A 14,093-nucleotide genomic window follows, 5' to 3' on the forward strand; every position below is an offset into this window, starting at 1 on the left:
TTTTATAGGGACGACGTGCCTTTGTGCTTCCCGCCTATTGCCCCGGATTCCAAGAAATGAATGCTGAAGACTCCTTGAAACTTGCTCGCCGGTTTATCGGGCTGCCCCTGGAAAAGCGCCAACTGTTCCTGCAAGCCTTGCAGAAAGAAGGCGTGGATTTTTCAAGGTTTCCGATTCCGGCAGGGGTGGAGGTGGAGGACCGCCAGGCGCTGTCCTACGCGCAGCAGCGCATGTGGTTTTTATGGCAGTTGGACCCGGCCAGCGGCGCCTACAATTTGCCCGGCGCAGTGCGTTTGAGCGGCGCGCTGAGCCTGCCAGCGCTGCAGCAAGCGTTCGCCAGCCTGGTGGCGCGGCACGAAACCCTGCGCACGGTGTTCCAGCGTCAGGCTGATGAGCGGCTGGCGCAGGTGGCGGTGGAGCCGTCGGTGACCGTCGAGCACCTGGACTTCACGGCCTTGTCCATCGATGCACGGGAGCAGGCCGTCAACGCCGCCGCCACCCGTCAATCGCTGCTGCCGTTCGACCTGGAACACGGGCCGCTGCTGCGCGTGCAACTGCTCAAGCTTGCCGAGCAGGAACACGTGCTGCTGCTGACCCTGCACCACATCGTTTCCGACGGTTGGTCGATGAATGTGCTGATCGACGAGTTCATCCGCTGCTATGACGCCCATGAGCGCAACGAAGCGCCCCAACTGCCGGCGCTGCCCATCCAGTACAGCGACTACGCCCTGTGGCAGCGCCGCTGGCTGGAAGCGGGCGAGCAGGCCCGCCAGTTGGAGTACTGGCAGGCTCGCCTGGGCGATGAACATCCGGTTCTGGAGCTGCCCACCGACCACCCGCGCCCGGCCATGCCCAGCTACCAGGGCACACGGCATAACTTCGCGATTGAGCCGGCACTGGCCGCGCAACTGCGCAGCTGCGCGCAAAAACATAACGTCACTCTGTTCATGCTGCTGCTCGGCGCCTTCAATGTGCTGTTGCACCGCTATACCGGCCAAAGCGATATCCGTGTCGGTGTGCCGATTGCCAATCGCAATCGCACCGAAGTCGAGGGGCTGATCGGTTTCTTCGTCAACACCCAGGTTTTGCGCACCGAACTGACCGGGCAAACGCGGGTTGCCGAGTTGCTGCAAGGTATCAAGGAGCATGCTCTGGGCGCCCAGGCCCATCAGGAGTTGCCCTTCGAACGGCTGGTGGAAGCGCTGAAAATCGAGCGCAGCCTGAGCCACACGCCGCTGTTCCAGGTGATGTATAACCATCAGCCGGTAGTCGCCGACATCGCCTCGGTCAGCACCGCATCGGGGCTGGAATTGGCCCTGGTGGAATGGCAAGGCCGCACCACCCAGTTTGACCTGACCCTGGACACCTATGAAAAGTCCGGCACCCTGCATGCCGCGCTGACCTACGCCAATGACTTGTTCGATACGCCCACCATCGAGCGCATGGCCCGGCATTGGATCAGCCTGTTGCAGGCCATGGTGCTCGATGGCGAAAAGCGCATTGGCGAATTGCCCATGCTTGACGCGGCTGAACAGCAACGGCTGGTCCACAGCTGGAACCAGACCACCGAGGCGTACCCGACCGAGCGCGGGATTCATCACCTGATCGAAGACCAGGCGCGGCGCAGCCCCGATGCACCGGCACTGGTGTTCGGTACCACCACCTTGACCTACGCCCAGCTGGATGCGCGCGCCAACCAGTTGGCCCATGCCCTGGGCGAGCAGGGCGTAGGGCCCGACGTGCTGGTGGGTATCTGCATCGAGCGCTCCATCGAAATGGTGGTTGGCCTGCTGGCGATTCTCAAGGCCGGTGGCGCCTACGTGCCTCTCGACCCTGAGTATCCCCAGGAACGCCTGGCCTACATGATCGAAGACAGCGGCATACAACTGCTGCTCAGCCAGCAGAGCCTGCTGGCGTCGCTGCCCGTCGCCGGTATCCAGGTGATTGCCCTGGACCAGCCGGCGCTATGGCTCGACGGCTACAGCAGCGAATCGCCGAACGTGGCCTTGCATGCCCTGAACCTGGCCTACGTGATCTACACCTCGGGCTCCACCGGCAAGCCCAAAGGCGCCGGCAATAGCCATCGCGCCTTGGTCAACCGCTTGAGCTGGATGCAACAGGCGTATGGCCTGGTTGCCAATGACGCGGTGTTGCAGAAAACCCCGTTCAGCTTTGACGTGTCGGTGTGGGAGTTCTTCTGGCCGCTGATGACCGGCGCCCGCCTGGTGGTCGCGGCGCCTGGCGAACACCGTGAACCGGCGCGCCTGATCGACACCATTGGCCGGCACGCCATTACCACCTTGCACTTCGTGCCGTCGATGTTGCAGGCGTTTATCCATGAGCCGGGCGTACAGGCGTGCGCAAGCCTCACGCGCATTATGTGCAGCGGCGAAGCCTTGCCCCTGGACGCGCAACAGCAAGTGTTCGCCAGGTTGCCCGCTGCGGCGCTGTACAACCTCTATGGCCCGACCGAGGCGGCCATCGACGTCACGCACTGGACCTGCATCGACGAAGGCGCCGACAGCGTGCCCATCGGCCGCCCCATCGCCAACCTCGGCACCTACGTGCTGGACGCGCAACTCAACCCGGTGCCGGCCGGTGTCAGTGGCGAACTCTACCTGGGCGGCGTTGGCCTGGCGCGCAGTTACCACCGACGCCCGGCGTTGACTGCCGAACGTTTCGTGCCCAGCCCGTTCGTGACGGGCGAGCGCCTGTATCGCACCGGTGACCGCGTGCGCCAACGCGCCGATGGGGTGATCGAATACCTCGGCCGCCTCGATCATCAGGTCAAATTGCGCGGCTTGCGTATCGAGCTGGGCGAAATCGAAGCACGCCTGATGCAGCATCCACACGTGCGCGAAGCCGTGGTACTGGTACAGGGCGGCAAGCAGTTGATCGCCTATCTGGTGCACGCAGGCGAGGCGCCAGCGGATCTCAAGGCCTGGTTGCTCGGCAGCTTGCCGGAATACATGGTGCCGACGCATTTCATTGCGCTGCCCCAGCTGCCGGTGACCGCCAACGGCAAGCTCGACCGCAAGGCGTTGCCACTGCCGGATGCGGCGCAGCAGCAGGCATTTGTCGCCCCCCAAGGCGACCTGCAAACAGCCCTGGCTGCCATCTGGAGCGACGTGCTGGGCGTTGAGCAGGTCGGCCAGGACGATAACTTCTTCGAGCTGGGCGGCGATTCGATCATCTCCATCCAGGTGGTCAGCCGCGCGCGTCAGGCCGGCATTCGCCTGAGCCCACGTGACCTGTTCCAGTACCAGAGCATCCGCAGCCTGGCGCTGGTGGCGCGCTTCGAGCAGGTCAGCCTGATCGACCAGGGCCCGGTCAGTGGTGAGGTGATGCTGACGCCCGTGCAACACAGTTTTTTCGCCCAACCGATCCCGGCGCGGCATCACTGGAATCAATCCTTGTTGCTGGTGCCCGTTGAGGTGCTTGAGCCTGCACGGTTGGAGGCAGCGCTGGCGCGGTTGATCCAGCATCACGACGCTCTGCGCCTGCGCTTTGTGCAGCAGGCTGACGGCTGGCAGCAGAGCCATGCCGCCGATGTCAGCGAATCGCTGTTGTGGCAATGCCAGGCCAGCACCGACGCTGAACTGGCGGTGTTGTGTGATGAAGCCCAGCGCAGCCTTGACCTTGCCCAAGGCCCGCTGCTGCGCGCCGCGTTGGTGAATTGGGCCGATGGCAGCCAACGTTTGCTGCTGGTGATCCATCACTTGGTGGTGGATGGCGTGTCCTGGCGCATCCTGCTTGAAGACCTGCAACAGGCTTACCGAGAACAGGTGCTGCCGGCAAAAACCAGTGCCTACCAGCGCTGGGCGCAACAGTTGCACCGCCACGCGCAGACCGTCGAGGAGCAACTGCCGTACTGGCAAGCCCAGTCCATCGACGCCGAACTGCCGTGTGATCACCCCGAAGGCGGCGTGCAAAACCGCCTGGGTGCCAAGCTGGAAACACGCCTTGACGTCGAGCACACCCGTCGACTGCTGCAAGACGCGCCAGCGGCCTATCGCACCCAGGTCAACGACCTGCTGTTGACTGCCCTGGCGCGGGTGATCAGCCGTTGGAGCGAGCAATCTGCTGCGCTTATCCAATTGGAAGGTCACGGCCGTGAAGATCTGTTTGACGACATCGACCTGAGCCGCACTGTCGGCTGGTTCACCAGCCTGTACCCGGTGCGCCTGCACGCCGAAGGCGAGTTGCCCGAGGCGATCAAGGCGGTGAAGGAACAACTGCGCGCCGTGCCCGACAAAGGCCTGGGCTACGGGCTGCTGCGCTATCTGGGCGCGCCACACGCACAGGAAAGCCTTGCGAACCTTACCGCGCCGCGCATCACCTTCAACTACCTGGGCCAGTTCGACCGTCAGTTCAACGAGTCGGCACTGTTCGTGCCGGCCAGTCAGGGCAGTGGCCAGGCCCAGGATCCAGAGGCGCCGCTGGCCAACTGGCTGACGCTGGAAGGTCAGGTATATGGCGGCGAGCTGTCGTTGCAATGGGGGTTCAGCCGGGAAATGTTCGAGGCGGCAACTGTTCAAGGTCTGGCGGATGAGTACGCAGCCGAACTCAGGGCGCTGATCGAGCATTGTTGTGCCACGCCGGCAGGCCAGGTGAGCCCGTCGGATTTCCCGCTGGCACGCCTCACCCAGCAGCAACTGGATGCCTTGCCCGTGGCCGGGCCGGCCATTGCCGACCTTTATCCGCTGTCGCCGATGCAGCAAGGCATGCTGTTCCACACCCTGTTGGAACCCGAGGCACAGGCCTATATCAACCAGTTGCGCCTCGACATCGAGGGCCTTGATTTGCTCGCCTTCGGGCGTGCCTGGCAGGCTGCACTGGATCGTCACGACATCCTGCGCAGCAGCTTCCATTGGCTGGGCCTGGACAGTGCTCATCAGCTGATCCAGCGCCAGGTCGACCTGCAACTGCAAGTGATCGAAGACCCCGACGCCGATTTCGACACCCTGGCCCAGGCCGAACGCGAACGCGGTTTTGCCCTGAATGCCGCGCCGCTGTTTCGCCTGACGCTGGCGCGCGGTGCCGGTGCGGCCTGGCACTTTATCTTCACCAGCCACCACATCCTCATGGACGGCTGGAGTAACGCGCAGTTGCTCGGTGAAGTCATCGCTCACTATGCGGGGCAGGCAGTGCCGGCGCCGCTGGGGCAGTTCCGCGATTACCTCGCCTGGCTGCAACAACAGTCCTCGGGCGAAGCGTTCTGGAAATCCGCCCTGGCGGCATTGCCGGCGCCGACTCTGCTGGCGCAAGCGCTGCGCACGCCGGTAGACGGGGTGGGCATGGCTGACCATCACGTGGCACTGGAGAGCGACTTTACCCGCCGCCTCGGCGAGTTCGCACGCCAGCACAAAGTCACCCTCAATACCCTGTTGCAAGGGGCTTGGAGCCTGTTGCTGCAACGCTACACCGGCCAGGACTGCCTCGCCTTCGGTGCCACCGTGGCCGGGCGTTCCGCACCGCTGCCGGGGATCGAGCAGCAACTGGGCCTGTTCATCAACACTTTGCCGATCATCAGCACAGCCTCGCCAGCCCAGTCGGCCGCGACGTGGCTCAGCGAACTGCAAGCGCTCAATCTCAGCCTGCGCGACCATGAACATGTGCCGCTCTACGACATCCAGGGCTGGGCTGGCCAGCAGGGCGCGCTGTTCGACACCTTGCTGGTGTTCGAGAACTTCCCGGTCGCCGAGGCGCTCAAGCAAGGCGCGCCGGCCGGCCTGACCTTCGGTCGCCTGCACAACCATGAGCGAACGCACTATCCATTGACCCTCGGCATCGAACTGGGCGCCAGCCTGCGCCTGGAATTCAGTTATGACCGTGCCCAGTTCAGCGAGGCGCACGTGGCGCAGTTGAGCGCCAACCTGCAACACCTGCTGGCGCAATTGCTCGCAGACGCTCACATGCCGCTGGGCAACCTGCGCCTTCTCGACGCCCCTGTGCAACGGCAGATGCTCGCTCTGAGCCGCTCAGCCGCAGCGCCCCAGGCCAACGAGCGCGTGCATCAGCGTATCGCAGCCCAGGCCGAGGCGACGCCAGACGCCCTGGCTGTGCAGGCCAGTGACGCCAGCTTGAGCTACGCCCAGTTGAACCAGCGCGCCAACCGCCTGGCCCATCGCCTGTTGGCGCTTGGTGTCGGCCCCGGTCAACGGGTGGGCCTGGCTTCGCGGCGTGGCCCGCAATTGATCGTCAGCCTGCTGGCAGTGCTCAAAAGCGGGGCGGCCTACGTACCGCTGGACCCTGAATACCCGGCGGAACGTTTGGCCTACATGCTCGCCGACAGCCGCCTGGACGTGCTGCTCAGCGAAACCGGCTTGCTCGCCGACTTGCCTTTGACCCGCGGCCTGACCCGCATGGATTTCAGCGCCAGTGGCGACGAACTGACCGGCTACCCGACGACCAATCCGCCTAATCACGCGGCGGCGGCTGACCTGGCCTATGTGATCTACACCTCTGGCTCCACCGGCCAGCCCAAGGGCGTGGCCATCGACCATGCCGCCCTCGGCCAGTTCTGTGACAGCGCCACGCTGTACAGCCGACTGAGCGCCGAGGACCGCGTGCTGCAGTTTGCGACCTTCAGCTTCGATGGTTTTGTCGAACAGTGCTTCCCGCCCCTGTGTGCGGGCGCGGCGTTGATCATGCGTGGCGATGAACTCTGGGATGCCGGGCAACTGGCGCAAGAGATTGTCGAGCAGGGCGTGACCCTGGCCGATCTGCCCGCCGCCTACTGGTACCTGTTGGCGCAAGAGTGCGCCGAGCACCGTCGCTCCCTGGGCAAGCTGCGCCAGGTACATGTGGGGGGTGAAGCCATGTCAGTGGAGGGCGTGCGTGCGTGGTACGCCGCGGGCTTGGGCAATGTGCGGCTGGTCAACACCTACGGGCCGACCGAAGCCACGGTGGTCTCTAGCGTGCATGAGTGCCAATTGGCCGATGCCAACGACGCCTACGGCGTGCCAATCGGGCAGGCGATTGCCGGGCGCGGCCTGTATGTACTCGACAGCGGTTTCGAACTGTTGGCCACCGATGGCGTGGGCGAGCTGTGCATTGGTGCCGAGGTTGGCTTGGCGCAACGCTATTTCGACCGCCCGGCGCTGACCGCCGAGCGCTTCTTGCCGGACCCGTTTTCCGCCATGCCCGGTGCGCGGCTTTATCGCAGTGGCGACCTGGCCCGGTACAACCCGGCGGGTGCGCTGGAGTACGTCGGGCGTATCGACCATCAAGTGAAGATTCGTGGCCTGCGTATCGAAATGGGCGAAATCGAAGCCAGCCTGCAAGCCTTGCCAAATGTGCGAGAAGCCGCCGTGCTTGCGCAGCCGAGCGCGACCGGCGTGCAGTTGGTGGCGTACGTGGTGCCCGCCGAAGGCCAAGCGCTGGAGGCACAGGCACTGGCGGCGCGCTTGCGCCAGACGTTGCCGGACTACATGGTGCCGGGCCATTGGGTGGTCCTCGATGCCTTGCCGTTGAACCACAACGGCAAGCTCGACCGCCGTGCGCTGCCCACACCCGACCTGAACCAGGCCAGCGCCGCCTACGTGGCGCCGCAAAGTCCATTGCAAATCGAGTTGGCGGCGATCTGGCAAGCAGTGTTGCAGGTCGAGCAGGTTGGCCTGGAAGATCACTTCTTCGAACGCGGCGGCCACTCCTTGCTGGCCACCCAAGTGATCTCCCGGGTGCGCCACGATCTCAAGCTGGAAGTGCCGTTGCGGGCCCTGTTCGAGCAGCCGACGCTGGCCGCTTTCGCAGCGGCGTGCGCAGGCGTGCAGGCCGATACCGCGCCTGTGATGCAGGCGGTTGGCCGTGAGCAGCCGCTGGCGTTGTCCTTTGCCCAGGAGCGGCAGTGGTTTCTCTGGCAATTGGATCCCACCAGCGCGGCCTATCATGTGCCCACCGCCTTGCACCTGCGCGGTGAACTCGACATCGCGGCGCTGGAGCGCGCCGTCGAGGCCCTGGTGCAGCGCCATGAACCGCTGCGCACCACCTTTGTGGAGGCGGGCGAGCACACCGTGCAAGTCATCCACCCAGGCCTGGCAGTGCCGGTTGAACAACAAGAGGTCGACGCCGGCGCTATCGAGCAGGCTGTCACCGAAGAGATCCAGCGCCCGTTCGACCTGCGCAACGGCCCGCTGATGCGCGTCAAGTTGCTGATCGTCGCGCCTGATCACCATGTGCTGGTCATCACCCAGCACCACATCATCTCTGACGGCTGGTCGATGCAAGTGATGATCGACGAGTGGGTGGCGCTGTACCAAGGCGACGCAGGGTTGCCGGCCTTGCCGATCCAGTACGCCGACTACGCCCAGTGGCAGCGCGACTGGATGGCGGCTGGGGAACAACAACGCCAGCTCGATTACTGGTGCGCTCGTCTGGGGCGCGAGCATTCGTTGCTGGACCTGCCGCTGGACTATCCACGCCCCGCAGTGCAGAGCCATCGTGGCGCGCGCCGCCAGATTCATCTGGAGCGTGCGCTGCTGACTGAACTCAAGACCCTGGCCCAGCGTCAGGACGTGACGCTGTTCATGCTGTTGCTGGCCTCGTTCCAGACCTTGCTGCACCGCTACAGCGGCCAGGCACAGGTGCGTGTCGGCGTACCGGTCGCCAACCGTAATCGCTTCGAAACCGAGCGACTGCTGGGCTTTTTCGTCAACACCCAGGTGCTGCAAGCTGACGTGCACGGGCAGATGCCGTTCGACCAGTTGCTGGCCCAGGTCAAGCAGCGTGCCCTGGAGGCGCAGGCCCATCAGGACCTGCCGTTCGAGCAGCTCGTGCAAGTGTTGCAGCCCGAGCGCAGCCTGAGCCATAACCCGCTGTTCCAGGTGATGTTCAACCATCAGGACAGCCTGCGTTCAGCCCCGGTGCAATTGCCCGGCCTGGCTTTGCAGCCCGTGGATTGGGCCGGTCACAGCACGCAATTCGACCTGAACCTGGAAACCGAGGAATCGGTGGACGGTCTCTGGGCCTCGCTGACTTACGCCACGGATCTGTTTGACGTGGCGACCGTGGAGCGCTTGGCCGAGCATTGGCAAAACCTGCTGCGCGCAGTCCTGCAGGATGCCTCGGTGGCCTTGGACGACCTGGCGATGCTCAGCCCGTCGCAATGGCAGCACATGGTGCACGACTGGAACCGCAGCGACACCGACTACCCACGCGAACGCTGCGTACACCAGTTGTTTGAGGCCCAGGCCGCGGCGCAACCCGAAGCCATCGCGCTGCACTTCAATGACGAGCACCTGAGCTACGGCGAACTCAACCGTCGCGCCAATCGGCTCGCCCATCGTCTGATCGACATGGGCGTCGGCCCGGACGTGCTGGTGGCGGTGCACGTGGAGCGTTCCCTGGACATGGTGGTTGGCTTGCTCGCGACCCTCAAGGCCGGTGGCGCCTATGTGCCGCTCGACCCACAATTCCCGGCAGAGCGCCTGGCCTACATGCTTGAAGACAGCCGCGCCCGGGTATTGCTGACGCAACCGCACCTGCTGGGGCACCTGGCTCAGCCGCACGGCGTGCAGGTGCTGATGGTGGAGGAGGCCGGCACAGCGCAGCACAATCCCCAGGTTGCCGTGACACCGGAGCATCTGGCCTACGTGATCTACACCTCTGGCTCCACTGGCAAGCCCAAAGGGGTGATGGTTCGTCACAAGGCGCTGTGCAGCTTCACCAGCGGCATGGCCGGCACGTTGAGTATCGGCCAGGATGCGCGGCTGTTGTCGCTGACCACCTTCTCGTTCGACATCTTCGCCCTGGAGCTGTATGTGCCGCTGAGTGTCGGCGGTACCGTGTTGCTGAGCACCCAGGCAACGGCCCTCGACCCCGAGGCGATCCTCGATCTGGCCCAGCGTCAGGCGGCGAATGTGCTGCAAGCCACGCCTTCGACCTGGCGCATGTTGCTCGACAGCCCACGGGCTCATTCACTGCGTGGCATCGCCTGCCTGTGCGGTGGCGAAGCGCTGCCCGTCGATTTGGCCCAGCGCATGCTCGACCTGCAAGGCCCGCTGTGGAACCTCTATGGCCCGACGGAAACCACCATCTGGTCGGCGGCTCATCGTTTGCATCAGGCATTGCCGTTCGTTGGACGGCCCATCGCCAATACCGGCTTGTTCATCCTCAATGCCGGTCTCACGCCATGCCCCCAAGGTGTGTCCGGTGAGCTGCTGATCGGCGGTGTCGGCCTGGCGCGGGGTTACCACGGGCAGCCGGCGCTGACCGCCGAACGCTTCGTGCCCAACCCGTTTGGGGCTCCGGGCGAACGCCTGTACCGTACCGGCGACCTGGCACGCTATCGGGCCGACGGCGTGGTGGAATACATCGGCCGCGTCGACCATCAGGTCAAGGTCCGGGGTTTCCGTATCGAGCTGGGTGAAATCGAAGCCTGCTTGCGTGAGTTCGACGGCGTACGCGAAGCCGTGGTGCTGGCCGATAACGACCGGCTGATCGCTTACCTGGTCAGCGCCGCGCCGCAGGCGTCGCAGGTCTATAAAACCGCGCTGCGCGAGCGCTTGCCGGACTACATGGTGCCCGCGCAGTGGCTGTTCCTCGACAGCCTGCCGCTGACCCCCAACGGCAAGCTCGACCGCAAGGCATTGCCCAAACCGGATGCCAGCCTGTCGCTCAAGGGCCATGTAGCGCCCGTCACCCCGCGTGAGCAGCAGGTAGCGGCGATCTGGGCCGAGGTACTGGAATTGCCCCGGGTGGGCCTCGACGATCATTTCTTCGAGTTGGGCGGGCATTCATTGCTGGCCACGCGGGTGGTGTCACGGGTGCGTCAGGCCCTGGCGCTGGAAGTCCCACTCAAGGCCTTGTTCGAACAGCCGCTACTGGGTGATTTCGTGCGGGCCTTGGGCGAGGAGGGCGTCACCGCGCCGGCGTTGATCAAGGCCGACCGCACGCAGCCTCTGCCGCTATCTTATGCCCAGGAGCGCCAGTGGTTCCTCTGGCAACTGGCCCCGGCCGGCGCCGCGTATCACATCCCCAGCGCCTTGCGTTTGCAGGGGCCGTTGGACCTGACCGCGCTGCAAGAGAGCTTTGATAGCTTGCTGGCTCGCCATGAAAGCCTGCGCACGTATTTCCGTCAGGACGCCACCGGCGCAGTTCAAGTCATTGACGCCCAGGGCCGGGTCGATATCGAGCAGGTCGACAGCGACTATGCCGGCCTCAAGGCGCGGGTCGCGCAGGTGGTCGCCCAGCCTTTCGACCTGCTGCGTGGGCCGCTGCTGCGGGTTACCTTGCTGCGCCTGGCCGAGGACGACCACGTGCTCGTGCTGGTGCAGCATCACATCGTCTCTGACGGCTGGTCGATGCAGTTGATGGTCGAAGAGTTGGTGCAGGCGTATGCCGCTAACAGCCAAGGCCAAGACGTGCAATTGCCGGCGCTGCCGATCCAGTACGCCGATTATGCCGTGTGGCAGCGCGGTTGGATGGAGGCGGGGGAGCAGGCGCGTCAACTGGCCTACTGGCGCGAGCTGTTGAGCGGCGAGCAACCGGTGCTGGAGTTGCCGTTCGACCATCCGCGCCCGGCACAGCCAAGCCATCGTGGCGCACGCTTGGGTATCGAGTTGCATCCGGAGTTGTTGGGCAGTTTGCGCGCACTGGCGCAGCACGCTGGCGTCACGCTGCCGATGCTGCTGCTGGCGTCTTACCAGGCGTTGCTACATCGCTACAGCGGCCAGGAAGATGTGCGCGTGGGCGTGCCGATTGCCAACCGCAATCGCCTGGAAACCGAGGGGTTGATCGGCTTCTTCGTCAACACCCAAGTGCTCAAGGCCGATATCCACGGGCAAATGAGCACCGAGCAACTGCTGCACCAGGTGCGTCAGCGTTCCCTGGAGGCCCAGGCTCACCAGGACCTGCCGTTCGAACAGCTTGTGCAGGCATTGCAACCGGAGCGCAGCCTTAGCCTGAGCCCGTTGTTCCAAGTGTTGTTCAACCACCGTGTGAGCGCTGCCGACAGCCATCTGCATCGCCTGGCCGACCTGCACGTCGAAGTCCTGGACCTGGACGAAGGCGTGGCCCAGTTCGACCTGGCGCTGGATGTGGAAGAAAGCCAGACGGCCCTGCGGGCCTCTCTGAGTTATGCCACCGATCTGTTCGCCGTGGCGACCATCGAGCGCATGGCCGGGCATTGGCAGAACCTCTTGCGGGCAATGGTGATCGACCCACAGCAACCCATCAGCCAATTGAGCTTGCTGGGCGAGGATGAGCAACAGCAGATTCTTGAGCTGTGGAATCAGGCCGACACCGGTTTTTCAGCCGAGCGCCTGGTGCATGAATTGGTCGGCGATCGCGCCCGGCAAACCCCGGACGCAGTGGCGGTTAAATTCGACGCGCAAACCCTGACTTACGGTGAACTGGATCGCCAGGCCAACCGCCTGGCCCATGCCTTGATCGCCCGTGGCGTCGGCGCGGAAGTGCGGGTGGCCATCGCCATGCCGCGCAGTGCCGAGATCATGGTGGCGTTCCTGGCGGTGATGAAAGCCGGCGGTGTGTATGTGCCGCTGGATATCGAATACCCACGTGATCGCCTGCTGTACATGATGCAAGACAGCCGTGCGCAACTGCTGCTGACTCACAGCCGGGCGTTGCAGCAACTGCCAGTCCCCGAGGGTCTGGATACTCTGGCGATTGATCGCACCGAAGAATGGGCCGGTTACAGCGATACGGCACCGGATGTGGCTCTGGATGGCGACAACCTCGCCTACGTGATCTACACCTCCGGCTCCACCGGTTTGCCCAAGGGCGTGGCGGTGTCACACGGCCCGCTGGTGGCGCATATCATCGCCACTGGCGAGCGCTATGAAACCTCCCCGGCCGATTGCGAATTGCACTTCATGTCCTTCGCCTTCGACGGCTCCCACGAAGGCTGGATGCACCCGCTGATCAATGGCGCCAGCGTGTTGATCCGTGATGACAGCCTATGGCTGCCGGAATACACCTACGAGCAGATGCATCGCCATAACGTGACCATGGCGGTATTCCCCCCGGTGTACCTGCAACAGTTGGCCGAACATGCCGAGCGCGACGGCAACCCTCCTGCGGTGCGCGTCTACTGCTTTGGCGGTGATGCGGTGGCCCAGGCCAGCTATGACCTGGCCTGGCGCGCGCTGAAGCCTGAATACCTGTTCAACGGCTACGGCCCGACCGAAACCGTGGTCACGCCGTTGCTGTGGAAGGCACGCAAGGGCGACCCTTGCGGCGCCGTCTACGCGCCCATCGGCACCTTGTTGGGTAACCGCAGCGGTTATGTCTTGGACGCGCAACTGAACCTGCAACCTATCGGCGTGGCCGGCGAGTTGTACCTGGGCGGCGAGGGCGTGGCGCGGGGTTATCTGGAGCGCCCGGCACTGACTGCCGAGCGTTTCGTGCCGGACCCGTTCGGCAAGCCCGGCAGCCGCGTGTATCGCAGTGGCGACCTGACCCGCGGGCGTCCGGATGGCGTGGTGGATTACCTGGGGCGTGTCGACCATCAGGTGAAAATTCGCGGTTTCCGTATCGAACTGGGGGAAATCGAAGCGCGTTTGCGTGAGCAAGCCAGTGTCGGTGAAACCGTGGTGGTCGCCCAGGAGGGGCCGACCGGCAAACAACTGGTGGCCTATGTGGTACCGGCCGACGCCAGCCTGGCCGACCAGGTTGAGTTCCGTGACGCCCTGCGTCGTGCCCTGAAAGCCGACCTGCCGGACTACATGGTGCCCAGCCACTTCGTATTCCTGGCGCAGATGCCGCTGACCCCCAACGGCAAGCTCGACCGCAAGGGCTTGCCGCTGCCGGATGCGAGCCAGATGCAGCAGCAGTACCTGGCCCCGCAAACCGAGCTTGAGCAGCAGATCGCCACGATCTGGGCCGACATCCTGCACCTGCCGCAAGTGGGCCTGAACGACAACTTCTTTGATGTCGGTGGCCACTCCTTGCTGGCGATCCAGATTACCTCGCGGGTGCAGGCCGAGCTCGGCCTGGACGTACCGTTGATGGAACTGTTCCAGACTGAATCGCTGCGCGCCTACGTGCAGGCCGCAGCCACTTTCCGCGCCGGCAGCGTGGAAGATTTTGATGACCTTCGTGACTTCTTGAGCGAACTAGAGGCGATTTGAACC

General features: G+C 64.3%; 1 protein-coding gene. It reads left to right on the forward strand.

Annotation, left to right across the window (positions count from 1 at the left end; genetic code table 11):
• Positions 1 to 56: 56 nt before the first annotated feature.
• Entirely contained in the window at positions 57 to 14,090 is a 14,034-nt protein-coding gene (locus AC07S6_RS23160; RefSeq protein ID WP_495113145.1) for a non-ribosomal peptide synthase/polyketide synthase, read from the forward strand.
• The last annotated feature ends 3 nt before the right edge of the window (positions 14,091 to 14,093 follow it).

It is taken from the genome of Pseudomonas sp. GW821-FHT07B01 (assembly GCF_059419065.1).

Excerpts from the sequence above, each read along its gene's own strand:
- AC07S6_RS23160 (WP_495113145.1), top strand. The coding sequence starts at position 57 with ATGAATGCTGAAGACTCCTTGAAACTTGCTCGCCGGTTTATCGGGCTG.